At 66.4% G+C, this 22,425-nt stretch carries 22 protein-coding genes; 14 read left to right on the forward strand and 8 right to left on the reverse strand.

Translation table 11 applies throughout. The features are described 5' to 3' along the window. The first annotated feature begins 298 nt into the window (after positions 1 to 298). Genes DDF70_RS02665 through DDF70_RS02680 form a run of 4 tightly spaced genes read left to right on the forward strand, consistent with a single transcriptional unit; the run spans position 299 to position 2,684 of the window. On the forward strand, positions 299 to 1,006 hold the full coding sequence (locus tag DDF70_RS02665) for a ComF family protein (RefSeq protein ID WP_114943331.1): 708 nt from the start codon (positions 299 to 301) through the stop codon (positions 1,004 to 1,006). A 51-nt stretch (positions 1,007 to 1,057) separates the two neighbouring features. After that, positions 1,058 to 1,315, forward strand: a complete 258-nt coding sequence (grxC, locus tag DDF70_RS02670; protein WP_114943332.1) for a glutaredoxin 3 — start codon at positions 1,058 to 1,060, stop codon at positions 1,313 to 1,315. Positions 1,316 to 1,330: 15 nt separating this feature from the next. Continuing rightward, entirely contained in the window at positions 1,331 to 2,194 is an 864-nt protein-coding gene (locus tag DDF70_RS02675; RefSeq protein WP_114943333.1) for a carbon-nitrogen hydrolase family protein, read from the forward strand. A gap of 43 nt (positions 2,195 to 2,237) precedes the next feature. Then, positions 2,238 to 2,684, forward strand: coding sequence for a DUF1178 family protein (locus DDF70_RS02680; RefSeq protein WP_114943334.1), 447 nt, complete (start codon positions 2,238 to 2,240; stop codon positions 2,682 to 2,684). Positions 2,685 to 2,690: 6 nt separating this feature from the next. Here the strand turns inward: DDF70_RS02680 and DDF70_RS02685 are convergent, their stop codons facing one another. Beyond that, positions 2,691 to 3,014: an ArsR/SmtB family transcription factor gene (locus tag DDF70_RS02685; RefSeq protein ID WP_114943335.1), complete on the reverse strand. Its 324-nt coding sequence runs from the start codon at positions 3,012 to 3,014 to the stop codon at positions 2,691 to 2,693. Positions 3,015 to 3,059: 45 nt separating this feature from the next. On the opposite strand from DDF70_RS02685, the gene DDF70_RS02690 reads away from it, so the two are divergent. Together DDF70_RS02690 and DDF70_RS02695 are read left to right on the forward strand one after the other, a co-directional pair. Next, positions 3,060 to 3,515 (forward strand): SRPBCC family protein, encoded by a 456-nt coding sequence (locus tag DDF70_RS02690; protein ID WP_114943336.1) that lies wholly within the window; start codon positions 3,060 to 3,062, stop codon positions 3,513 to 3,515. A 72-nt stretch (positions 3,516 to 3,587) separates the two neighbouring features. Next, complete coding sequence (locus DDF70_RS02695) at positions 3,588 to 4,121, forward strand: metallophosphoesterase family protein (RefSeq protein WP_114943337.1); 534 nt, start codon at positions 3,588 to 3,590, stop codon at positions 4,119 to 4,121. 9 nt (positions 4,122 to 4,130) lie between these two features. Here the strand turns inward: DDF70_RS02695 and DDF70_RS02700 are convergent, their stop codons facing one another. Beyond that, entirely contained in the window at positions 4,131 to 5,321 is a 1,191-nt protein-coding gene (locus tag DDF70_RS02700) for an MFS transporter (RefSeq protein WP_114943338.1), read from the reverse strand. A 114-nt stretch (positions 5,322 to 5,435) separates the two neighbouring features. Between DDF70_RS02700 and DDF70_RS02705 the strand changes: the two genes are divergently transcribed. Then, positions 5,436 to 6,341, forward strand: a complete 906-nt coding sequence (locus DDF70_RS02705; protein WP_114943339.1) for a LysR family transcriptional regulator — start codon at positions 5,436 to 5,438, stop codon at positions 6,339 to 6,341. A 96-nt stretch (positions 6,342 to 6,437) separates the two neighbouring features. Then, positions 6,438 to 7,658, forward strand: coding sequence for a Na+/H+ antiporter NhaA (gene nhaA, locus DDF70_RS02710; RefSeq protein WP_114943340.1), 1,221 nt, complete (start codon positions 6,438 to 6,440; stop codon positions 7,656 to 7,658). Here nhaA and ubiG read toward each other — a convergent pair. Further along, the gene (gene ubiG, locus DDF70_RS02715) at positions 7,627 to 8,355 is read right to left on the reverse strand and encodes a bifunctional 2-polyprenyl-6-hydroxyphenol methylase/3-demethylubiquinol 3-O-methyltransferase UbiG (RefSeq protein WP_114943341.1); all 729 of its coding nucleotides are present in this window, start codon (positions 8,353 to 8,355) and stop codon (positions 7,627 to 7,629) included. The genes nhaA and ubiG overlap by 32 nt on opposite strands. Before the next feature lie 270 nt (positions 8,356 to 8,625). Here ubiG and DDF70_RS02720 point away from each other — a divergent pair, with 270 nt between their 5' ends. The 5 genes from DDF70_RS02720 to DDF70_RS02740 all read left to right on the forward strand — a co-directional run bounded on the left by DDF70_RS02720 (position 8,626) and on the right by DDF70_RS02740 (position 15,608). Beyond that, positions 8,626 to 9,864, forward strand: a complete 1,239-nt coding sequence (locus DDF70_RS02720) for an aspartate kinase (RefSeq protein ID WP_114943342.1) — start codon at positions 8,626 to 8,628, stop codon at positions 9,862 to 9,864. Between the two features lie 88 nt (positions 9,865 to 9,952). Continuing rightward, positions 9,953 to 12,220 carry a phosphoenolpyruvate--protein phosphotransferase gene (ptsP, locus tag DDF70_RS02725; RefSeq protein WP_114943343.1) on the forward strand — a complete coding sequence of 756 codons (2,268 nt, stop codon included), beginning with the start codon at positions 9,953 to 9,955 and terminating at the stop codon, positions 12,218 to 12,220. Beyond that, positions 12,220 to 13,308: a peptide chain release factor 1 gene (gene prfA, locus DDF70_RS02730; RefSeq protein ID WP_114943344.1), complete on the forward strand. Its 1,089-nt coding sequence runs from the start codon at positions 12,220 to 12,222 to the stop codon at positions 13,306 to 13,308. The genes ptsP and prfA overlap by 1 nt, the downstream gene beginning before the upstream one ends. A 4-nt stretch (positions 13,309 to 13,312) precedes the next feature. Continuing rightward, on the forward strand, positions 13,313 to 14,179 hold the full coding sequence (gene prmC, locus DDF70_RS02735; RefSeq protein WP_245435349.1) for a peptide chain release factor N(5)-glutamine methyltransferase: 867 nt from the start codon (positions 13,313 to 13,315) through the stop codon (positions 14,177 to 14,179). A 361-nt stretch (positions 14,180 to 14,540) separates the two neighbouring features. Then, entirely contained in the window at positions 14,541 to 15,608 is a 1,068-nt protein-coding gene (locus DDF70_RS02740) for a DUF4167 domain-containing protein (RefSeq protein WP_114943345.1), read from the forward strand. 244 nt (positions 15,609 to 15,852) lie between these two features. Here the strand turns inward: DDF70_RS02740 and DDF70_RS02745 are convergent, their stop codons facing one another. From DDF70_RS02745 to DDF70_RS02755, 3 genes are all read right to left on the reverse strand, one after another. Further along, the gene (locus tag DDF70_RS02745; RefSeq protein ID WP_114943618.1) at positions 15,853 to 16,635 is read right to left on the reverse strand and encodes an MOSC domain-containing protein; all 783 of its coding nucleotides are present in this window, start codon (positions 16,633 to 16,635) and stop codon (positions 15,853 to 15,855) included. 265 nt (positions 16,636 to 16,900) lie between these two features. Beyond that, positions 16,901 to 17,182, reverse strand: a complete 282-nt coding sequence (locus tag DDF70_RS02750; RefSeq protein ID WP_114943346.1) for a hypothetical protein — start codon at positions 17,180 to 17,182, stop codon at positions 16,901 to 16,903. A 6-nt stretch (positions 17,183 to 17,188) separates the two neighbouring features. Then, positions 17,189 to 17,515 carry a hypothetical protein gene (locus DDF70_RS02755; RefSeq protein WP_114943347.1) on the reverse strand — a complete coding sequence of 109 codons (327 nt, stop codon included), beginning with the start codon at positions 17,513 to 17,515 and terminating at the stop codon, positions 17,189 to 17,191. A 174-nt stretch (positions 17,516 to 17,689) separates the two neighbouring features. On the opposite strand from DDF70_RS02755, the gene clpB reads away from it, so the two are divergent. Then, positions 17,690 to 20,311, forward strand: coding sequence for an ATP-dependent chaperone ClpB (clpB, locus tag DDF70_RS02760; protein ID WP_114943348.1), 2,622 nt, complete (start codon positions 17,690 to 17,692; stop codon positions 20,309 to 20,311). Positions 20,312 to 20,369: 58 nt separating this feature from the next. On the opposite strand, the gene DDF70_RS02765 is transcribed toward clpB, so the two are convergent. After that, a complete protein-coding gene (locus DDF70_RS02765; protein WP_114943349.1) occupies positions 20,370 to 21,323 on the reverse strand; it encodes a prephenate/arogenate dehydrogenase family protein in 954 nt (317 codons plus the stop codon). Then, the gene (locus DDF70_RS02770; protein ID WP_114943350.1) at positions 21,316 to 22,416 is read right to left on the reverse strand and encodes a pyridoxal phosphate-dependent aminotransferase; all 1,101 of its coding nucleotides are present in this window, start codon (positions 22,414 to 22,416) and stop codon (positions 21,316 to 21,318) included. Before DDF70_RS02770 ends, DDF70_RS02765 begins: the two co-directional genes overlap by 8 nt. Between the last annotated feature and the right edge of the window lie 9 nt (positions 22,417 to 22,425).

Raw genomic sequence — 22,425 nt, forward strand, 5'->3', positions numbered from 1 at the left:
GGAGAGTCGGAGCATGGTGCTCGACCAGCTCTTTCAACGCCCTCTCTATCACGTCATCACCGGCCTTGTGCCGGTGATCCCGATTGATTGAGGCGACAGCGCTTTTCCCATCGGGATGGCCGGGACAAGCCCGGCCATGACGGAAGGTCTCATCCCAACAGAGGTCCTTCCCGCGCGATACGGGAAATAAGCACTTCGCCCTTTGGACCGCCTTCCGCTAAGCTTCGCCCATGAGCGAGCCCGCCGAAGTCGAGCTGATCCCATTGAGCGCCCGCTTCCGTTCGGGCGCGAAAAAGGCATGGCTATCGGCCTGCTCTATCCGCCAACCTGCATTGCCTGCCAGGGTGCCACAGGCGAGCCGCATGCCCTGTGCTCGGCCTGCTGGTCGCAGATCCGGTTCATCGAGCGGCCCTTCTGCGAGCGGCTGGGGACGCCCTTTGCCGTCGATCTCGGCCAGCCGCTCCTTTCCCCGGCCGCCATCGCAGACCCGCCGGTCTTTCAGCGCGCTCGGGCGGTGGCCGAGTATGACGGCACGGCAAGCCTGCTCGTGCATCGGCTGAAATACAACGACCGCCTGGAACTCGCCCGAGCCCTTGGCGGCATGATGGCCCGGGCCGGCGCGGAACTCCTCGCGGAAGCCGACCTGATCGTGCCGGTGCCGTTGCATCGCTGGCGGCTGTGGCGGCGTCGGTTCAATCAGGCGATGGTCCTGGCGCGGATCGTCTCGATGGAGAGCGCCGTGGCCTGTGACCCGTTCCTCCTCGCACGCGTCAAGCGGACCCGCCGTCAGGTAGGGCTCACCAAGGCGCAGCGGCAGGAGAACCTCCAGGGCGCCTTCCGGGTGCCCCTGGAAGCCAGGCCCAAGCTCAAAGGCAAGCGGGTGCTGCTGATCGATGACGTGCTGACCACCGGCTCCACGGCCAATGCGGCCTCGCGGGCGCTCCTACGCGGAGGCGCGGCCTCGGTGGATATTCTGGCCTTCGCCCGAGTTGTCCAGGAGTTGTGAAGATAGCTTAAGACTTCTTATATCCTCGCCGAAACAGGAGAATTTCCCGTCATGCCGTCCATTACGATCTATACGAAGAGCTGGTGCCCCTATTGCTCGGCCGCCAAGAAGCTGCTCGCCGAGAAAGGCGTCGCCTTCACCGAGATCGACATCGAGAAGAAGCCCGAAACCCGCGCGGAGATGATCCAGAAAGCAAACGGCCGCTCCACCGTTCCGCAGATTTTCATCGACGAAAAGCATGTCGGCGGCTGCGATGACCTGTATGCTCTTGATGACAGAGGCCAGCTTGAGCCTTTATTGCAGGCCTGACGGAGACCAGACTTCATGACCTCGACCCGCTTCACCGCCGCCTGCGTCCAGATGCGCTCCGGGCGCGACGTGCTCAAGAACCGCGACGATGCGGTCGCGCTCGTGCGCGAGGCCGCCTCCCAGGGTGCCCACTTCGCCCAGACGCCGGAGATGACCTCCCTCGTCTGCCGGGATCGGGCGGAGCTGTTCGACAAGGTGGGACCAGAGGCGCAGGACCCGGTGCTGGCGGCCCTGCGGGAGGTGGCGCGGGAGAAGGGAATCGTCGTTCAGATCGGTTCGATCGCCGTGAAGGAAGGCGACAAGGTCGCCAACCGCGCCTTCCTGATTGACCGGGACGGCGAGGTCACCGCCTCCTACGACAAGGTCCACCTCTATGACGTGGACCTGCCGAACGGCGAGAGCTGGCGCGAATCGGCCACCTACACCGGCGGGTCCTCGGCCGTCGCGGCCGAGATACCCTGGGGCCATCTCGGCATGACGATCTGCTACGACGTGCGCTTCGCCGCCCTTTACAAAGCGCTCGCCGAGAACGGAGCCTCGTTCCTCTCGGCGCCGGCCGCCTTCACCAGGCAGACCGGCGAGGCCCATTGGCACGTGCTGCACCGGGCGCGGGCCATCGAGACCGGCTCCTTCATGATTTCCGCCGCTCAGGGCGGCCTGCATGAGGACGGTCGCGAGACTTATGGGCACTCGCTCATCGTCGATCCCTGGGGCCGGGTGCTGGCGGAAGGCGGCACGGAGCCTGGCGTGTTCCTGGCCGAGATCGACACCGCCCTCGTGGCCGACGTGCGCGGCCGCATCCCGACCCTCAAGAATGCCCGCCCCTTCAAGGTCGAGGTCGTTCCCACCATCGAGACGGATCGGGCGGCGAGCGCCTGATCCCTTCCCTTTCCGAGCCCCAATCCTTAAGTCTCACCGAGACATGATCAAGTATGCCCTGGCCTGCGAGCAGGCCCACGAGTTCGAGAGTTGGTTTCCGTCGAGTGAGGCGTTCGAAACGCAGCACAAACGCGGCTTCGTGACCTGCCCGTTCTGCAACTCGGTCAAGGTCGAGAAGCAGATTATGGCCCCGTCCGTGGCGCGGACGGACAAGGCGCCGAAAACGCCGGCGCAGGAGCCTCAACCCGTCGCCGTCCTGTCGGAGCGTGAGCGGGAGCTGCGCGCCGCATTGCGGGCCCTGCGCGAGCACGTGATGAAGAACGCCGAGGATGTCGGAAAGGGCTTCGTCGAGGAGGCGCGCAAGATGCATTACGGCGAAACGGAAGAACGCTCGATCTACGGCGAGGCGGATCTTGCCGAGGCGAAGGCTCTTCTGGACGAAGGCATCGACGTGCTGCCCTTGCCTGTCATTCCAGATGATCGGAATTAGCCGAATCTATCCTTCCAGATCCGTCTTGAGGCGGTCGAGCATGTCCACGGCCCGGCCCGCATAGGCGCCGATCCATCGGTCGTAGATCTGCTTGATCGGCAGCGGGTTGAGGTGGTTCCAGCGCTCCCGCCCCGCCCGCCGGACGATCACGAGATCCGCCCCCTCCAGGACCTTCAGGTGCTGCATCACGGTGCAGCGGTCGAGCGCCGGGAAGCGGGCGCACAATTCGCCCGTGGTCTGTGGCCTGTCCTTCAACGCATCGAGAATGTCGCGACGGGTCGCGGCCGATAAGGCCTTGAAGACTCGATCACTTTCTTCGTCGCTTGACATGTTATGTTTTTATAACATGATGGCGCAACGTTCAAGGAGAGCGCCATGGATCTAACGTTCAAGGTCTCTGCAAGGATCGCCAAGCCGGTGGCCGAGGTGTTCGAGGCGGTGGCCAATCCGGATGAGCTGTCGCGTTACTTCACGACCGGCGGAGCCAAGGGCCGCCTCGAAACCGGCGCCACCGTCACGTGGGATTTCCACGATTTTCCGGGCGCCTTTCCGGTCTGGGTCCTCGAGGTGGTGCCGGAAAAGCGGATCGTCCTGCAGTGGGAGGCCAACGATGGCGATTCCTCGGCCAGCTACAGAACCACGGTGACGATGACCTTCGAGCCGCTCGACGATGGGCGGACGCTGGTCTCGATCGCCGAGGAAGGCTGGCGCGAAACGGAGACGGGTCTGAAAGCCTCTTACGGCAATTGCCAGGGCTGGATGCAGATGCTCTGCGCGCTCAAGGCCTACAAGGAATACGGCATCAACCTGCGGGAAGGCATGTTCAAGTAGGAGCACTATCGGAACGAGCCTGGGCGTTCGGGCTTATGCCTCATCCGGGACGATGATCGAGACGGGCTTCTCTTGACGGTATTCTTCACCAGCGACACGCATTTCGGCGATCCCCGGGTGTTGCGGATCGACAAGCGCCCGTTCAGGACGATTGCCGAGCACGACGACGCTCTCATCGCTAACTGGAACGAGGTCGTCTCGCCGGAGGACGAGGTCTGGCACCTGGGCGATTTCGCCCTGCATGTGAAGCCAGAGCGGATCGACGAGCTGCTGAGGCTTCTCCATGGCCGCAAGCATCTGATCACCGGCAACAACGACGGGCCGGCGACCCTTGCGGCGCAAGGCTGGGCGAGCGTTCAGGCCTATGCGGAACTCATGCTCGATGGTCATGCCCTGGTGATGTGCCACTATGCGTTCCGCACCTGGAAGAACATGGGCCGCGGCTGGATCGACTTGCACGGCCATTCGCACGCCAAGCTGAGGCCGCAGACGCGGCAATACGACGTGGGGGTGGATGCGTTCGATTACCGCCCCGTCACGCTCGAGACGATTCTGGCCTCCCGGATGAGACGCCGGAAGGCCAGTGCCGACATGGTATCCGACTGATAGGAGCTATCAGGCAGGAGCTTTCACCGGCTTCCAATTCATCGGGCCCTCGGCGCGGTCGAGCCTGCGGCTCCAGAGCGCCAGGAGAAGGCCCGAGGCCGGCAGCAGGGCAGCTACCCACGGGACCGAGCCCAGGCCCAGTCCGTGGTCGATCACGAAGCCCCCGAGCCAAGCGCCCAGTGCATTGCCGAGGTTGAAGGCCGCGATGTTGAGGCTGGACGCCAGGCTCTGGCCGGCGCCGTCGGCCTTCTCCAGAACCCACATCTGCAGCGGCGGCACGGTCGCGAAGGCGGCGGCGCCGAGCAGGCCCACGAACGCGATGGCGGTGGCCTTGTTGTGGATGCCTAAGGTCATCGCGGCAAGGACCAGGGCGAGCACGCCGAGGGATCCGAGCAGGGTCGCCATGAGGCGGCGGTCGGCGAGCTTGCCGCCGAGGAGATTGCCCAGCACCAACCCGCCGCCGAAGACGAGCAGGATCGGCGAGACGGCGGCCTCCGAGAAGCCGGTGATCTCTGTCAGGATCGGCGCGATGTAGGTGAAGACGGCGAACACGCCCGCATAGCCGAGCACCGTGGTGAGAAGCCCGAGCAGGACGGGCCGGCGCGCCAGCACCTTCACCTCGTCGCGAAGGCTTCCGCCCTCGGTACTCTCCTGCCGGTCCTTCGGGACGAAGAGCGCGATCACCGCGAGAGCCGCGAGGCCGACGAAGGTCACGGCCCAGAAGGTCGCGCGCCAGCCATAGGCCTGGCCGAGCCAGGTGCCGAACGGGACGCCGAGGATGTTGGCGACCGTGAGGCCCGTGAACATGACGGCGATGGCCGAGGCCTTCTTGTCGGCGGGCACGAGGCTCGTCGCCACCACGGAGCCGACGCCGAAGAAGGTCCCGTGCGCGAAGGCCGTCAGCACCCGGGCCGCCATGAGCGTCGCATAGTCCGGCGCGACCGCGCAGGCGAGGTTGCCGAGGGTGAAGACGATCATGAGGGCGAGAAGCACGGTCTTGCGCGACCAGCGGCCCGTCAGGGTGGTCAGCAGCGGCGCCCCGACCACGACGCCGAGCGCGTAGCCGGAAATGAGCAGGCCCGCCGCCGAGATCGAGACGCCGAGATCGGCGCTCACCTGGAGCAGCAGGCCCATGATGACGAATTCCGTGACGCCGATGCCGAAGGCACCGGCCGTCAGGGCGTAGAGGGCGAGAGGCATGAGGGACGTCCTTGAGCGTAGCGGCACCCGGCCGCCGGGTTGCCGCAAGATGGACGAAGGTCCGCTTATGAACTAGCCTTCGGGCAGGAACAGAATTTATGAATTGAACTCACAATGGCCAGGATGGACGTCAACCGCTCCGGCGAGATGGAGGTCTTCGTGCGGGCCGTCGATCTGGGCGGTTTTTCCGCCGCTGCGCGCGCCCTGCGGATGACCCCGTCGGCCGTGAGCAAGCTCATTGCGCGGCTGGAGGCGCGCCTGGGCGCCCGCCTCGTCAACCGCTCGACCCGCAAGCTCCAGCTGACGCCGGAGGGTGCGGCCTTCTACGACCGCTCGCTGCGCATCCTGGCCGATCTCGACGAGGCCGAGCGCAGCGCCGCCTCGGGAGCGGCGCCGCGCGGCCGCCTGCGGGTGAACACGAACGTGCCCTTCGGAACGCATTACCTCCTCCCGCTCCTGCCCGGCTTTCTCGACCGTCACCCCGAAGTGACCGTGGAGGTCACGTCGACCGATACGGTGGTCGACCTGCTCGAGGATCGCGCCGACGTCGCCATCCGCGTCGGGCCCTTGAAATCCTCGCAGCTCGTGGCGCGCAAGCTCGGCGAGAGCCGAATGATGCTGGTGGCGGCCCCGTCCTATCTGGAGAGGCGCGGCGCGCCGCGGACTCCGGAGGACCTCGCCCGCCACAACCTTCTCGGCTTCAGCTTCGCCCGCCAGAGCAACGGCTGGCCGTTTCAGGACGGAAACGGCCATGTCAGCGCCGTCGTGCCGACCGGCAACGCGCAGGTGAGCGACGGCGAGTCCATGCGTCTGCTGGTGCTCACCGGCCTCGGCATCAGTCGTCTGTCGCAATTCCACATCGGACCCGATGTGAAGGCCGGTCGCCTCGTTCCCGTGCTGGAGGCCTACAATCCCGGCGACACGGAGAGCATCCATGCGGTCTATGTCGGCGGCGGCCACCTGCCTGCGCGGGTCCGCGCCTTTTTGGACTATCTCGTCGAGAACGTTCGGCTCGATTGAGCAGAGTTGCTCCTGGTTTCGTTATTGGACAGGGTTGTTCTCGACGCTTTAGGCGCAAGCCGTTCACCGTAAGGTTCTCGTCGCAAGGAGTTCTCCATGGATCGGCCGGGAAGCAGCCTGAAGCCTCGACATCGCATCTCGTTGATGCGTCGCTTCTTCGACAGCGAGGCCTCTGGCGGCATGATCCTCATGGGCGTGACGGTGATTGCCCTCGCGGTCGCCAACTCGCCTGTGGCCGGTCTCTATTTCAGTGTCCTGAAAACCTACATCCTGGGCCTGAGCGTCCTGCACTGGATCAACGATGCGCTCATGGCCGTGTTCTTCCTGCTGGTGGGGCTCGAGATCAAGCGCGAGATGCTCGACGGGCAGCTCTCCACCTGGCCGCGCCGGATCCTGCCCGGCATCGCGGCTCTCGGCGGCATGATCGTGCCGGCTCTGATCTATCTCGCCATCACCCGGAACGAGCCGCAGCTTCATCACGGCTGGGCGATCCCAACCGCCACCGACATCGCCTTTGCGCTCGGCGTGCTGGCGATCCTCGGCCCGAGGGTGCCGAAATCCCTCACCATCTTCCTGACGGCGCTGGCCATCCTCGACGATCTCGGGGCGATCATCATCATCGCGCTCTTCTACACGAGCGACCTCTCGCTCCCGATGCTCGGCGCAGCGGCTCTCTGCCTGCTCGTCCTCGTCGCGCTCAACCGCTTGAACGTGACGGCGCTCGCGCCCTATCTCGTCATCGGGGCGGTGCTGTGGTTCTTCGTCCTGAAATCCGGCATCCACGCGACCCTCGCGGGCGTGACGCTGGCACTCACGATCCCGCTCCAGGCCAAGCCGAAGAAGAGCAGGGCCGAGGATGCGCCCCTGCATCGGCTGGAGCATGCCATCCAGCCCTGGGTCGCTTATGCGATCATTCCGATCTTCGGTTTCGCCAATGCGGGCGTCCCGCTCTCAGGTCTGTCGCTCGATGCCATCTCAAGTCCCCTGCCTATGGGCATCGCTTTAGGCCTCTTCATCGGCAAGCAGGTGGGCGTCTATGCCTTCTCCTACGCGGCCGTCCATCTCGGCTTCGCCGACCTGCCCGCGGGCGCCACACGGCTTCAATGCTACGGCGTCGCGCTGCTCTGCGGGATCGGTTTCACCATGAGCCTGTTCATCGGCGCCCTCGCCTTCCCCGGTCAGGAGGACCTCATGAACGCCACCAAGATCGGCGTTCTCATGGGCTCGGCCCTCTCGGCGCTCGCGGGATATTTGGTGCTCAGCGTCGCGCCCCGGGAGCAGCCGCTCAAGCCCTCGCGGCCAGCAGCATATAATTGACGGCCGTATCGCCCGACAGGGACCAGCTGTCCCGCAGCGGGTTGTAGGCCACGCCGGTGAGGTCGTTGACGGAAAAGCCCGCCGCCCGGATGGCGTCGGTCAGCTCGTCGGGGGTGACGAACTTGTCCCATTCGTGGGTGCCCTTGGGCAGCCAGCGGAGGATGTATTCGGCGCCCACGATGGCGGACGCGAAGGAACGCAGGGTCCGGTTGATCGTCGCCATGACGAGGCACCCGCCGGGCTTCACCCCTTCAGCGCAGGCGTTCACGAAGGCCTGCCGGTCCGCCACATGCTCGACCACCTCCATGGCGAGCACCATGTCGAAAGTCTCCCCCCGGGCGACCACGTCCTCCACGGTCTCGTTGCGGTAGTCGACCGGGATTCTGGCCCGCTCCGCATGCAGCCGGGCCACGGAAATATTGGTTGGCGCCGGATCGAGCCCGGTCACCTTGGCGCCCAGGCGTGCGAGCGGCTCCGACAACACGCCGCCGCCGCAGCCCACGTCGAGGATCGTGATTCCGTCCAGGGAGCGGGCCGAACGCGGATCGCGCCCGAACCGGCGGCAGGCCTCGTCCCGGATATAGGCCAGCCGCACCGGGTTGAACTTGTGCAGGACCTTCATGGGCCCCTTCGGGTCCCACCAGGTCTCGGCGATCTTCTCGAAACGGGCGACCTCGGCCGGGTCGATGGTCGTCATGAGATCCTCCGCGGAGATTCCCTCTTCCTTGCGGAAGGGGTTGGGGTGGCTCGACCGGGTGAGACCTTCACGTCATGGCCGGCCTTGTGCCGGCCATCCCGCTTCGAAGAGCCCTGCGCTTCTCACATCGGGATCACCGGCACAAGGCCGGTGATGACGTGCGGGTAAAACTGCGCGTTGACAGGGCGAGGCCCTACCGTCATGTATACGCGCCTTTTCGCGGCGCGAAGGGGCTAAATTTCTCAAATCTCACCACGGCCTTCCTCGCCCATGCCCCGTCTCGTCATGAAGTTCGGCGGAACATCCGTCGCCACCGTAGAGCGCATCCGCAACGTGGCGCGGCACGTCAAACGCGAGGTCGAGGCCGGCTATGGCGTGGCCGTCGTCGTATCCGCCATGGCGGGCAAGACCAACGAGCTCGTCGGCTGGGTGAAAGAGGCCAACGCCCTCTACGATTCGAAGGAATACGACGTAGTCGTCGCCTCGGGCGAGCAGGTCACGTCGGGCCTCCTGGCCATCGCCCTGCAGGAGATGGGCCTGAAGGCCCGCTCGTGGCAGGGCTGGCAGATCCCGATCATGACCTCCGACGCCCATGGCTCGGCGCGAATCGCCGCCATCGACGGCACCGGGATCCTCAAGGGCTTCACCGACAACAAGGAAGTGGCCGTCGTGTCCGGCTTCCAGGGCATGCACCAGCCCACGGGCCGCGTGACGACGCTCGGCCGCGGCGGCTCGGACACCAGCGCCGTGGCGCTCGCAGCCGCCATCCAGGCCGAGCGCTGCGACATCTACACGGACGTGGACGGCGTCTACACCACCGATCCGCGCATCGTGCCCAAGGCCCGACGCCTGGATAAGGTGTCCTACGAGGAAATGCTGGAAATGGCCTCGCTGGGGGCCAAGGTGCTCCAGGTGCGCTCGGTCGAGCTCGCCATGATGCACCGCGTGCCGACCTATGTGCGCTCCAGCTTCGACGATCCCGCCGATCCCAAGCTCGGCACCCTCATCTGCGACGAGGAAGACATCATGGAACAGCAGGTTGTCACGGGCATCGCCTATTCGCGCGACGAAGCCCAGATCACGCTGCGGGACATTGCGGACAAGCCGGGCATCGCCGCCTCGATCTTCGTGCCCCTGGCGGACGCCAACATCAACGTGGACATGATCATCCAGGTCGTGTCCGACAATGCCGCCACCACGGACCTGACCTTTACCGTGCCCACCGCCGATTACGAGCGGGCCTGCGCGATCCTCAACTCCCACCGGGACGAGATCGCCTTCAAGGAACTCCAGGGGGCGACCGACGTGGTGAAGGTCTCGGCCATCGGGGTCGGCATGCGCAGCCATGCGGGCGTCGCGGCGCGCGCCTTCAAGGCCTTGGCCGACAAGGGCATCAACATCCGGGCGATCACCACGTCGGAGATCAAATTCTCGGTCCTGATCGAATCGGCCTATACGGAGCTTGCGGTGCGCACGCTCCACTCGCTATACGGCCTTGATCAAGCCTGATTGACGAAGGAACCGTCGGGCTGCGACATTTATAATAGGTAGCCGCTGGTTCGCTTCGCCGGCTCATGAAGGACGGGAACTTTAGCTCATGCCAAGTGCTCCCGGCGGTCCGCGCCTTCTGCTGCGCCGCCTCCGCGAGATCATGGCGGAGCCGGTCGGGGCGCAGGACCGCCTCGACAAGATCGTCACGCAGATCGCCGCCAACATGGTGGCGGAGGTGTGCTCCGTCTATGTGATGCGCGGCGACGGCGTGCTCGAACTGTTCGCCACCGAAGGCCTGAACCGGGAAGCCGTCCACCTCACCATCATGCGCTCGGGCGAGGGCCTCGTGGGTCTCATCGCCTCGACGGCCGAGCCCCTGGCTTTGTCCGACGCGCAAAGCCACCCGGCCTTCTCCTACAAGCCGGAGACGGGCGAAGAGATCTACCACGCCTTCCTGGGCGTGCCGCTGCTGCGCGCCGGCAACACGCTCGGCGTCCTGGTCGTCCAGAACCGCACCTACCGGGTCTATGCCGAGGAAGAGGTCGAGGCGCTCCAGACCACCGCCATGGTGGTGGCCGAAATGCTCGCCACCGGCGAGCTGCAGGCCCTGGCGCCGGTGGATACCGGCATCGCGCTGCGCCGTCCGGTCTACCAGAAGGGCGTCGCGCTGGCCGACGGCGTGGGCCTGGGCCATGTGGTGCTCCACGAGCCCCGCGTGGTCGTCAAGAACCTCATCGCCGAGAACATCGAGGCGGAGCTCCAGCGGCTCGATTCGGCCATCGCCGAGGTGCGCCTGTCGATCGACGAGCTGATCGAGCGCGGCGACGTGGCCCATCACGGCGAGCACCGGGAGGTCCTGGAGACCTTCCGCATGTTCGCCCACGACCAGGGCTGGCTCCGGCGCATGCGCGAGGCGGTCACGTCGGGTCTGACCGCCGAGGCGGCCGTGGAACGGGTGCAGTCGGACAACCGGGCCCGGATGCTGCGCCAGACCGACCCCTACCTGCGCGAGCGCCTGCACGATCTCGACGACCTCGCCAACCGCCTGCTGCACCGCCTCGTCGGGCGCGACCTGGTGGTCGAGCGGAAGCACCTGCCCGAGAACGCCATCCTGGTGGCCCGGTCCATGGGACCGGCGGCGCTCCTCGACTACGACCGCTCGCGCCTGCGCGGCCTCGTGCTCGAAGAGGGCGGCCCGACGAGCCACATCGCCATCGTGGCCCGCGCCCTCGGGATCCCGGCCGTGGGCGAGGTGTCGAACGCGACCTCCCTGACGGAGCCGGGCGACGCGATCATCGTCGACGGCGCGGCCGGCGAGGTGCAGATCAGGCCCAATCCCGACGTGGAGGCCGCCTATGCCGAGAAGGCGCGCCTGCGCGCCCGCCGGCAGGAGCAGTACCTCAAGCTGCGCGACGTGCCCTCCGTCACCAAGGACGGGGTGGAGGTCACCCTGCAGATCAATGCTGGCCTCGTGGTCGACCTGCCGCATCTGGCGGAGACCGGGGCTGCGGGCGTCGGCCTGTTCCGGACCGAGCTGCAGTTCATGATCGCCGAGCGCATGCCCTCGGCGTCCGAGCAGCAGGCGCTCTACAGCACCGTCTTCGCGGAGGCGGGCGGGCGGCCCGTCACCTTCCGCACCCTCGATATCGGGGGCGACAAGATCCTGCCCTACATGCAGTCCGTCGAGGAGGAGAACCCGGCGCTCGGCTGGCGGGCCATCCGCATCGGCCTCGACCGTCCGGGCCTGCTGCGCGCCCAGGTCCGCGCCCTCCTCAAGGCCGCGGCCGGGCGCCCGCTCAAGATCATGTTCCCGATGGTGGCGACCTGCGACGAGTTCGAGCGCGCCAAGCAGATCGTCGAGCGGGAGAAGGCGCATCTCGCCACTCACGGCCATCCGCTGCCGTCGGACCTGAAGCTCGGCGTCATGCTGGAGGTGCCTTCGCTCCTGTTCCAGCTCAAGGAAATCTGCGAAAGCGCCGATTTCATCTCGCTCGGCACGAACGATCTGATGCAGTTCTTCTTCGCCATCGACCGGGAGAACCGGCGCGTGGCGGACCGCTTCGACCCCTTGAGCGCGCCCATGCTGCGGGCCCTCAGCATGGTGGCCGAGCAGGCCCAGGCCGCCGGCTGCACCGCCACCGTCTGCGGCGAGATCGGCGGGCGTCCCCTCGAGGCCATGGCCCTGATCGGCCTCGGCTTCCGCTCGCTCTCCATGTCCCCGGCGGCCATCGGGCCGGTCAAGGCCATGCTGCTGGAAATGAACGTCGCGGAACTCAGCGCCCTGATCCGCGAGGAGCTGAAGAACGCCGGGGGCGGCGAAACGCTGCGCCCGAAGCTTGCCCATTTTGCGGAAACCCGTGGTATTCCGGTCTGATGTCGATTGCGCCTCCCTCCGATCGCCTGAACGCCATTCTTGCCCGCCATGACATCATCACGGCGACGCTCAATGCAGGTCCCGATCCCGAAACCTTCGTCGCCCTCTCCCGCGAGCTCGCCGAGCTCGACGGCGTCGTGTCCGCCATCCGGGCCTACCGGGCCATGGAGGACAACCTGAACGGCCTTCAGGCCCTCATCGACGATGCCTCGACCGATGCCGAGATGCGCTCTCTCGCCGAGGACGAGCTGCCCCAGGCAAGGGCAGATCTGGAAAGGGCCGCCCAGGACCTGCGCATCATGCTCCTGCCCCGAGACGTGGCGGACGAGAAGAGCGCCATCCTGGAAATCCGCGCCGGCACCGGCGGCGACGAGGCCGCCCTCTTCGCCGGCGACCTGCTGCGCATGTACACCCGCTACGCCGACCTGAAGGGCTGGAAGGTCGAGATCGTGTCCGAGAGCGAGGGCACGGCCGGCGGCTACAAGGAAGTGGTGGCCGAGATCAAGGGACGCGGCGTCTTCGCCCGCCTCAAGTTCGAGAGCGGCGTCCACCGGGTCCAGCGCGTGCCGGACACGGAAACGCAAGGGCGCATCCACACCTCGGCGGCCACCGTGGCCGTGCTGCCGGAGGCCGAGGACGTGGACGTGGTGCTCAACGACGCGGACCTGAAGATCGACACCATGCGGGCGCAGGGCGCCGGTGGCCAGCACGTGAACAAGACCGAATCGGCGATCCGCATCACCCACATCCCGACCGGCACGGTGGTGTTCGTCCAGGACGAGCGCTCCCAGCACAAGAACCGCGCCCGCGCCATGGCCCTGCTACGCGCCCGCCTCTACGACGCCGAGCGGACCGCCAAGGATGCCGCCCGGGCGGCGGACCGCAAGGCCCAGGTGGGCTCCGGCGACCGCTCCGAGCGCATCCGCACCTACAACTTCCCGCAGGGGCGCGTGACCGACCACCGGATCAACCTGACCCTCTACAAGCTGGAAGAGGTGATCGCCGGCAATGCCCTGGACGAGCTGATCGACGCCCTGATCACCGAACACCAGGCCGCCCAGCTCGCCGCCCAGGACCAGGCGGCGTGATCGGGTGACAAGGTCTCGCGTCCTGAAGACCCGTGCCGAGGCCCTGAGAGACCTGCGCCGGACCCTCGCGGAGGCGGGCTTCGAGACCGCGGCCCTGGATGCCCGCCTTCTCCTTCTCACGGCCTCAGGAATCTCGGCGACGGATCTGATCACCCGGCCGGATACTCCCCTGTCGGCCGACGAGGCCGAGACGCTCGCGGCCTTCAGCCGCCGCCGCCTTGCCCATGAGCCGGTCGCCCGGATCGTCGGCACGCGGGAGTTCTGGGGCCTGCCCTTCCGCCTCTCCCCCGAGACCCTGGTGCCCCGTCCCGATACGGAAACCGTCGTCGAGACCGCGCTCGACCTCATCCCCGACCGGCGGGCGCCCCTCAGGATCGTCGATTTCGGTACCGGATCGGGTTGCATCCTGGTGGCGCTCCTCCACGAGCTGCCCCGGGCGACGGGACTTGGAATCGACCTGTCCTTCGGAGCCCTGGTGACGGCCCGCGCCAATGCGGCCGAGAACGGGGTCGGCGACCGCTCCCGCTTCGCCCTGTCCCGCTGGGCCGATGCGGTCTCCGGCCCGTTCGACCTGATCGTCTCGAACCCGCCCTACATCGCCTCCGGGGTCATCCCGGCCCTCGACGAGGAGGTGCGCGAGCACGACCCGCGGCTTGCCCTCGACGGCGGCCCGGATGGCCTCGAGCCCTATCGGATCCTCTTGAGCGAAGCCCGGCGGCTGCTCGTGCCCGGAGGGCTCATCGTGGTCGAGATCGGCTACGATCAGGCCGACGATTTAGTCGGTCTCGCGGGGGCTCATGGCCTTGAAATCCTGCGAATCGCCCACGATCTATCGGGCAACCCCCGCTGCATCGCCATGAAGCGATCGTGATGGACCGGATGCGTCTTTTGTGTCCCAGGGCGGGATAAAGTCGGAATTACCCCTTGTTGGACCGAGCGGAACCCGCTAGATTCGGGTCTAGAGATCGTCCTCGGTCTAAACAAATCGGCCGCCCCTCGGGGGCATGCCGGAAGACCAAACGATATCAATCGCGCAGGCAGGGGCTTTTGAAACAGAAACAGCCTGGCGCGATTATCTGAACCCGACACTGAAGGATGGCCGGAAGCCTCGAAAGGCTATGGCTGAATGTCAGACGGTTGCCACGCGAACGGTGGGCGTTGAGCCCGTTCGGTGAATATTGGCTTGCAAATCGCGTGGGCATGAAGAACCAGCGAGGCTCATAGAGCGAACAATGAGACCAGGACAAAACAGGCGGATGCGCGGTCGTAACAACAACAACCGCAACAATAAGGGGCCCAATCCCCTCACGAAGAGCTATGAGTCGAACGGCCCGGACGTGAAGATCCGCGGCACGGCTCAGCATATCGCCGAGAAATACAGCCAGCTCGCCCGCGACGCGCAGTCGAGCGGCGACCCGGTGGCGGCCGAGAACTATTTCCAGCACGCCGAGCACTATTTCCGCATCATCGCCGCCGCCCAGGAGCAGCTGCGCGAGCAGTACGGCTACCAGCAGCGGTCCTTCGATGAGGAAGGCGGCGAGGACGAAGGCTTCGGCCAGGGCGAGCGCCAGGGCTTCGACCGTTCCGGCGGCCAGGATTTCGGCAATGGCGACGAGCAGGATTTCGGCTCCCAGCCGCAGCCCTACGAGTCCCGCGGCGAGCGCAACGACCGCCCTTCCCGCTACGACCGTCAGGACCGTGGTGACCGCCAGGACCGCGGAGATCGTGGCGACCGGCAGGATCGGAACGACCGCCAGGATCGTGGCGATCGGAACGATCGCGGGGACCGTCGCGAGCGCTTCCAGCGCGACCGGGGTCCGCGTCAGGACTACCAGCGCCAGGATTCGCAGCGACAGGATTCGCAGCGCCAGGACGAGCTACCCTACGAGGGCCGCCAGGACGGCGGCGAGCGCAATGAGCGCCCCGCCCGCTTCGACCGTGCCGAGCGCAACGACCGGGGCGACCGTCCGGAGCGCCAGGAGCGGAGCGACCGCTTCGAGCGTGGCGACCGTCCCGAGCGCCGTGAGCGCTTCCAGCGGGATCGTCGCCGCGAGGAGGCTGATGCACCCGAACAGGGCACCCTGCCGGCTTTCCTGACGAACCCGGTCCGTGCGCCGGCTCCTCCGGCTGCCGTCGAAGAGGCTCCGCCGGCCCCTCCGGTGGTGCAGGAAGCAGCCAATGACGAGGAGGCTCCCCGCCCCCGCCGTCGCCGCCGCACCCGCCAGGAAATGATCGATGCGGCCAATGCCGAGAAAGCCGACTTCGCGCCGGATCCGGCCGAGACCCCGGCAGCCGAATAAGGCTTCATCACAAACAAGACAGAAAGGGAGGGCTGAGCCCTCCCTTTTTTGTTGTCCAGGTGCCTGTCAGAGCTGACCTCCACCACGTCATGGCCGGCCTTGTGCCGGCCATCTAGATACGGTGAGGCTCGGCGCTTCAACTGATCGAGATCACCGGCACAAGGCCGGTGATGACGTCAGAGGGGATGACATCTGCACAGTTTCTCCTCACCAGGCAGGAGACGGAGAGCGCCATGACCGGCGCTCACAGCCCGAGCGTCGTCTGCTCCGCCTCGAGGTCCTCGCCGATCTCGAGCGTTCCCCCGTCCAGCACCTCGGCATAGATGCCGCAATCGAAGTGCCCATAGGCCTGCATGAGGCTCTTCGGGATCTGCAGGTCGCGGATGCCGGTCTGCGGGTCCACGTTTGTCGCCGCGCAGCGCTCGATGCGCTTGGTCACCTTCAGGCGCGTGCCCGAGGACGTGGTCAGCACCTGGCCGACGAGATCGAATTCCGCCCACGGCTCCAGCCCGTCGATGTGAATGTTGCCGCGAAAGCGCAGCGGATCGACCGGGGCGCCGACCGCATTTTCGAGCTCGCGCACGCTCGCGAGATTGATCAGCGAGACATAACCGCGCCGGGAATCCGTGAAGCGGAAGCCTTCAGGCGCACTCAGCACCTTCGGCGCGCCGCGCAGCTCCTTCGGCATGAAGCGGCGGAAGAAGGCCTCGATGGCGAGCCGCCCTTCACGCGTCGAGAGATCGCCCCGCGCCACCTCGCGCCCGCCCTGCTCGATGAAGAGGGTCGTGATCGAGTCGAGATAGCGGGTTTTCAGCCGCGCCAGGCTCTCGTTGCGCATCAGCATCAGGAACTTGATCTTGGGCTGGTGCTGCGGATTGTCCGGGTCGAACCCGGCCGGGCCGTTCTCGATGGCGAACAGCCGGTCGCCGGGAAAGTAATCGCCCTTCGTGAGGGTGACCTGGGTCAGCGGTTCGGGCGACAGGCCCTTGACCGGATAGCGCTGGAGGGAAGCGATGCGGATGCTCATGGCGTAGCGATAATGGGCCCAGAGGTGCGGGGCAAGGGATGTCCGGTGCCATTCCCGGCCTGCAGCCGCAGCGACTGACACTCTCTCACGTCATGGCCGGCCTTGTGCCGGCCATCCCGATCAGAAGAGCTCGTCGCTTCATGGGATCGAGATCACCGGGACAAGCCCGGTGATGACGTGAAGGGGGATGTTAACGGCGCAGGTCGGGGCCGACAAAAAGCCCCGCCGGAACGGCGGGGCTTTCTCACAAGCGCTTACGCAACTCTTACGAAGCGTCGCCCGAGCGGGCCACCTTCGAGCGCTTGAGCTGGGGCGTGAAGCCAGCCTCGCGGCCGCGGGTGGCGTCGACTTCCACCCGGTGAGGATCCTGCTGATGCATGCCATCATGCGAGGTCTGATGCTCGGGAATTTTGGTTTGCGGCCCGGCCTCCTGCTTCATGCGCAGGGCCTTTTCGGCATTGGCCTTCAACTCCTCACGCGCCTTCTCGGCCTGTTCGGCCTTGCGCTTCTTGGGGCTGAGGCGGGAGATCAGGTTCGACAGGACCATGGTGCATCACTCCTTTGCGCGCGACAGGATGTCTTCGTCATCCTCCGGCCGCTCGGTTACAGTTTCATCGGGGTAGACGGGGACACGTCCGCTTCGCGGAATGGATCCCGTGCCCGTCGAATCCCCATCATCTTCTTCGAGAGGCTCCGCACGCCGGGCGGCGGCCTGATCCCGGGCTTCCTTCCGGGCCAATTCGGTGGTGTCGCCGAAGGTTTCTGGCGTGACCGACGGCCGCTCCTCGACCGGGCTTTCGGGAACTGCAAGGCCAAGCTCCGCATTGCGGGCAAGGTCTGCGCGGGCTTTCTCGGCTTCTGAGCGCGGATCGCGTGTCATGAAGGCCTCCTCAAACAGTTGCTGGGTCAATGCCAAGAGGACAGGCCGGTTCCCCTCTTGTTGTTCCCGATCAATGCACCCACCTAAGGTTCGCGGATGCTCCAGAAGGGGGTCCGACATCGCAGGATCGGCCCGTGCCTCCAGAAGGGCGGGCGGATCTGAGGAGGGATGAGAATGAATTTCGAAAAGTATACCGAGCGTGCCCGGGGCTTCGTTCAGGCGGCGCAGAACCTTGCCGTGCGCGAAGGCCACCCACAGCTCGCTCCCGGTCATATCCTGAAGGTTCTGCTCGACGATCCGGAGGGCCTGTGCGCCGGTCTGATCGACCGTGCCGGCGGGCGCTCCCGTGACGCCCATGCGGCCGTCGAGCAATGGCTCGCCAAGCAACCGAAGGTGTCCGGCTCGGCCTCGCAGCCGCAGGCCACGCGCGAACTGATGCGCTTCTTCGACACCGCCGAAAAGGCCGCCGAGAAGGCGGGCGATTCCTTCGTCACCGTCGAGCGGATGCTGCTGGCGCTCGCCGTCGAGAAGGACACGGAAGCAGGCAAGATCCTGGCCCAGGCCGGCGTGACGGCCCAGGGGCTCAACACCGCCATCAACGCCCTGCGCAAGGGCCGCACCGCCGACAACGCGACGGCGGAGAACGCCTATGACGCGCTGAAGAAATACGCGCGCGATCTCACGGAAGCGGCGCGCGACGGCAAGCTCGATCCGGTGATCGGCCGCGACGAGGAAATCCGCCGCACGATCCAGGTCCTGTCGCGCCGTACCAAGAACAATCCTGTGCTCATCGGCGAGCCCGGCGTCGGCAAGACCGCCATCGTCGAAGGCTTGGCGCTGCGCATCGTCAACGGCGACGTTCCCGAATCCTTGAAGGACAAGCAGCTGCTCGCCCTCGACATGGGCGCGTTGATCGCCGGCGCGAAATATCGCGGCGAGTTCGAGGAACGCCTGAAGGCCGTGCTGCAGGAAGTCACGTCGGCCGAAGGCGGCATCATCCTGTTCATCGACGAGATGCACACGCTCGTCGGCGCGGGCAAAGCCGATGGCGCCATGGATGCGTCGAACCTCCTGAAGCCCGCGCTCGCGCGCGGCGAGCTGCACTGCGTCGGCGCGACCACCCTCGACGAGTACCGCAAGCACGTGGAGAAGGACGCGGCGCTCGCCCGTCGTTTCCAGCCGGTCTTTGTGAGCGAGCCCACGGTGGAAGACACCGTGTCGATCCTGCGCGGCCTGAAGGAGAAGTACGAGCAGCATCACGGCGTGCGCATCACCGATAGTGCGCTTGTTGCGGCAGCCACGCTGTCGAACCGCTACATCACCGATCGCTTCCTGCCCGACAAGGCCATCGACCTCGTCGACGAGGCGTCCTCGCGCCTGCGCATGCAGGTGGATTCGAAACCGGAAGAGCTCGACAACATCGACCGCGAGATCGTGCGCCTGAAGATCGAGCAGGAGGCGCTCAAGAAGGAAACGGACAATGCGTCCAAGGACCGCCTCGAGCGCCTCTCGAAGGAGCTTGCGGACCTGGAAGAGCAGTCGGACGCGATCACCACACGCTGGAAGGCCGAGAAGGACAAGCTCGGCACGGCCGCCGACCTCAAGAAGAAGCTCGAAGAGGCGCGCAACCAGCTCGCTGCCGCGCAGCGGGGCGGCGATTGGGCGAAGGCGGGCGAGTTGTCCTACGGGGTCATTCCTGGACTCGAGAAGCAGCTGTCCGAAGTCGAGTCCCGCGCCGATGGCGGCGGCCTGATGGAAGAGGCGGTGACGCCCGACCACGTGGCGCAGGTCGTCTCACGCTGGACCGGCGTTCCCGTCGACAAGATGCTGGAGGGCGAGCGCGAGAAGCTCCTGCACATGGAGCAGGATCTGGCAAAGCGCGTCGTCGGCCAGGCCGAGGCTGTCACGGCCGTGTCGACCGCCGTGCGCCGTGCGCGTGCAGGACTGCAGGATCCGAACCGGCCCATCGGCTCGTTCATGTTCCTCGGCCCCACGGGCGTCGGCAAGACCGAGCTGACGAAGGCGCTGGCGAGCTTCCTGTTCGACGACGAGACCGCGCTCGTGCGCATCGACATGTCGGAATACATGGAGAAGCACTCGGTCGCCCGGCTCATCGGCGCGCCTCCCGGCTATGTGGGCTACGAGGAGGGCGGCGCTCTCACCGAAGCCGTCCGCCGCAGGCCCTATCAGGTCGTGCTGTTCGACGAGATCGAGAAGGCGCATCCGGACGTGTTCAACGTCCTGCTGCAGGTGCTCGACGACGGACGCCTCACGGACGGACAGGGCCGCACCGTGGACTTCCGCAACACGCTCATCATCATGACCTCGAACCTGGGCGCCGAATATCTGGTGAACCAGCCGGAAGGCCAGGACACGGATGCGGTGCGCGACGAAGTCATGAGCGTGGTGCGCTCGCATTTCCGGCCCGAATTCCTCAACCGCGTGGACGAGATCATCCTGTTCCACCGGCTGAAGCGTTCGGAGATGGGGGCGATCGTCGACATCCAGATGCGCCGCCTGCAGAAGCTGCTGGAAGATCGCAAGATCACGCTGCAGCTCGACGAGGACGCGCGAAACTGGCTCGCCGACAAGGGCTACGATCCGGCCTATGGCGCGCGCCCGTTGAAGCGCGTGATCCAGAAGAATGTGCAGGATCCGCTGGCGGAGCTCATCCTCTCCGGCGAGATCCACGACGGCGAGACTGTGCCGGTGCATGCGGGCCCCATGGGCCTGATGATCGGCGACGTCACCGTCGGCGGCACGGAGCGTCCGCCGGAAGGCGCACGGCTGAACTGAGCCGCGTCCTCGATGCGATAAAACAATGGCCGGGCGCGAAGCCCGGCCATTTTCATGTCTATTGCGCCTTGTCTTCGCGCCTGCGGCCGAAATCCGGCTCGGGCGTTTCCTGGCCCGACGAGATGATGCCGCGGCGGATCGCGCGGGTTCGGGTGAAGAGGTCGAAAAGCTTGTCGCCCTCGCCCCAGCGGATGGCGCGGGCGAGCAGCGCGATGTCCTCGTTGAGGCGCCCCAGCATCTCCAGCACGGCTTCCCGGTTGTGCAGGAAGACATCGCGCCACATGGTCGGGTCGGAGGCCGCGATGCGCGTGAAGTCGCGGAAGCCGCCGGCGGAGAACTTGATCACTTCGCCTTGCGTGACCGTCTCCAGATCCGCCGCCGTGCCGACGATGTTGTAGGCGATCAGGTGCGGCACGTGGCTGGTGATGGCGAGCACCAGATCATGGTGCTGCGCGCTCATCACTTCCACGTTGGAGCCCATCGCTTCCCAGAAGGCGCGCACGCGCGCGACGGCCGCTTCGTCCGTGCCGTCCGGCGGCGTGAGAATGCACCAGCGATTGTGAAAGAGCGTCGCAAATCCCGCATCCGGGCCCGAATGCTCCGTGCCGGCCACCGGATGAGCCGGAACGAACGACACGCCTGCGGGCAGATGCGGCAGCACCTGCGCGATGACGGAGGCCTTCACCGAGCCCACATCCGACACGATGCAGCTGGGCTTGAGCCCCGGCCGCATGGCTTCGGCGACCTTTCCGCAGACGCCCACCGGCACGCACAGGATCACGAGATCCGCGTCCCGAACGCCTGCCGCCGCGTCGCTGGTCGCCTCGTCGGCGATCCCGAGTTCACGCACCCGCTCGACCACCGCCTCGCTCGCATCGACGGCCACGATGGTGCGCGCGAGATTGAGATGCCGCGCCGCGCGGGCGATGGACGAACCGATCAGCCCGAGGCCGACGAGGGCCACGCGCTCGAAGAGCGGCGTGTCGCGAGGAGGACCGAGACGCTCAGGCATGGTGCCCCCCGAGAAAATCGCGCAACGCCGCCACCACGAGGCCGTTCGCCTCTTCGTCGCCCACGGTCAGACGCAGGGCGTCGGGAAGGCCGTAGGCATCGATCCGGCGCAGGATGAGCCCGCGGCCGGACAGGAAGGCATCGGCGTCCTGCGCGGTCCGGCCGGCCTCTTTCGGGAAGTGGACCATCAGGAAATTGCCGACGCTCGGCGTGACCTTCAGGCCCAGGGCCTCGATCTCGCGGGTGAGCCAGGCGAGCCAGCGCTCGTTGTGCTCGATGGCCTTCGCCAGATGGGCCTCGTCCTGGATCGCCGCGATACCGGCCGCCATGGCCGGGCCGCTGACGTTGAACGGCCCGCGGATGCGGTTGACCGCGTCGGCGATGTGGGCGGGCGCCACCATCCAGCCGAGGCGCAGGTTGGCGAGGCCGTAGATCTTCGAGAAGGTGCGGGTCATCACCACGTTCTCGGAGGTGGCGACGAGCTCGAGGCCCGACTCGTAATCGTTGCGGCGGACGTATTCCGCATAGGCCGCGTCGAGCACCAGCACCACATGGGGCGGCAGCCCCGCATGCAGCCGCTTCACCTCGTCGAAGGGGATGTAGGTGCCGGTCGGGTTGTTGGGATTGGCCAGGAAGACGATCTTGGTCTTTTCCGTCACGCGGCTCAGGATCGCGTCCACATCGGTGCGCAGGTCCTTTTCCGGCGCCACCACGGGCGTGCCGCCGGCGGCCAGGATCGCGATGCGGTAGACCAGGAAGCCGTGCTCGGTGAAGATCCCCTCGTCGCCCGGGCCCACATAGGCATGGGTGATCAGCGCGAGCAGCTCGTCCGAGCCCGCCCCGCAGATGATGCGGCTTGGATCGAGGCCGTATTTCGCGCCAATCGCCTCGCGCAGCTTCGTCGCCGCGCCGTCAGGATAAAGCTCGAGATGGTCGAAGGCGCGGAACGCTTCCATGGCCTTCGGGGAGGGGCCGAGCGGCGTCTCGTTCGAGGAGAGCTTATGGACCTTGGCAACCCCTGCGGCCTTGCTCTTGCCGGGCACGTAGGCGTCGATCTGCATCACGCCGGGACGGGGTTGGGGACGGGTGGACATCTTCACTTC

Origin of the sequence: Microvirga calopogonii (genome assembly GCF_003347665.1) — a bacterium.
GTDB lineage: Bacteria > Pseudomonadota > Alphaproteobacteria > Rhizobiales > Beijerinckiaceae > Microvirga > Microvirga calopogonii.

Excerpts from the sequence above, each read along its gene's own strand:
- DDF70_RS02665 (WP_114943331.1), top strand. The coding sequence starts at position 299 with ATGGCTATCGGCCTGCTCTATCCGCCAACCTGCATTGCCTGCCAGGGT.
- grxC (WP_114943332.1), top strand. The coding sequence starts at position 1,058 with ATGCCGTCCATTACGATCTATACGAAGAGCTGGTGCCCCTATTGCTCG.
- DDF70_RS02675 (WP_114943333.1), top strand. The coding sequence starts at position 1,331 with ATGACCTCGACCCGCTTCACCGCCGCCTGCGTCCAGATGCGCTCCGGG.
- DDF70_RS02680 (WP_114943334.1), top strand. The coding sequence starts at position 2,238 with ATGATCAAGTATGCCCTGGCCTGCGAGCAGGCCCACGAGTTCGAGAGT.
- DDF70_RS02685 (WP_114943335.1), bottom strand. The coding sequence starts at position 3,014 with ATGTCAAGCGACGAAGAAAGTGATCGAGTCTTCAAGGCCTTATCGGCC.
- DDF70_RS02690 (WP_114943336.1), top strand. The coding sequence starts at position 3,060 with ATGGATCTAACGTTCAAGGTCTCTGCAAGGATCGCCAAGCCGGTGGCC.
- DDF70_RS02700 (WP_114943338.1), bottom strand. The coding sequence starts at position 5,321 with ATGCCTCTCGCCCTCTACGCCCTGACGGCCGGTGCCTTCGGCATCGGC.
- DDF70_RS02705 (WP_114943339.1), top strand. The coding sequence starts at position 5,436 with ATGGCCAGGATGGACGTCAACCGCTCCGGCGAGATGGAGGTCTTCGTG.
- nhaA (WP_114943340.1), top strand. The coding sequence starts at position 6,438 with ATGGATCGGCCGGGAAGCAGCCTGAAGCCTCGACATCGCATCTCGTTG.
- ubiG (WP_114943341.1), bottom strand. The coding sequence starts at position 8,355 with ATGACGACCATCGACCCGGCCGAGGTCGCCCGTTTCGAGAAGATCGCC.
- DDF70_RS02720 (WP_114943342.1), top strand. The coding sequence starts at position 8,626 with ATGCCCCGTCTCGTCATGAAGTTCGGCGGAACATCCGTCGCCACCGTA.
- ptsP (WP_114943343.1), top strand. The coding sequence starts at position 9,953 with ATGCCAAGTGCTCCCGGCGGTCCGCGCCTTCTGCTGCGCCGCCTCCGC.
- prfA (WP_114943344.1), top strand. The coding sequence starts at position 12,220 with ATGTCGATTGCGCCTCCCTCCGATCGCCTGAACGCCATTCTTGCCCGC.
- DDF70_RS02740 (WP_114943345.1), top strand. The coding sequence starts at position 14,541 with ATGAGACCAGGACAAAACAGGCGGATGCGCGGTCGTAACAACAACAAC.
- DDF70_RS02745 (WP_114943618.1), bottom strand. The coding sequence starts at position 16,635 with ATGAGCATCCGCATCGCTTCCCTCCAGCGCTATCCGGTCAAGGGCCTG.
- DDF70_RS02750 (WP_114943346.1), bottom strand. The coding sequence starts at position 17,182 with ATGGTCCTGTCGAACCTGATCTCCCGCCTCAGCCCCAAGAAGCGCAAG.
- DDF70_RS02755 (WP_114943347.1), bottom strand. The coding sequence starts at position 17,515 with ATGACACGCGATCCGCGCTCAGAAGCCGAGAAAGCCCGCGCAGACCTT.
- clpB (WP_114943348.1), top strand. The coding sequence starts at position 17,690 with ATGAATTTCGAAAAGTATACCGAGCGTGCCCGGGGCTTCGTTCAGGCG.
- DDF70_RS02765 (WP_114943349.1), bottom strand. The coding sequence starts at position 21,323 with ATGCCTGAGCGTCTCGGTCCTCCTCGCGACACGCCGCTCTTCGAGCGC.
- DDF70_RS02770 (WP_114943350.1), bottom strand. The coding sequence starts at position 22,416 with ATGTCCACCCGTCCCCAACCCCGTCCCGGCGTGATGCAGATCGACGCC.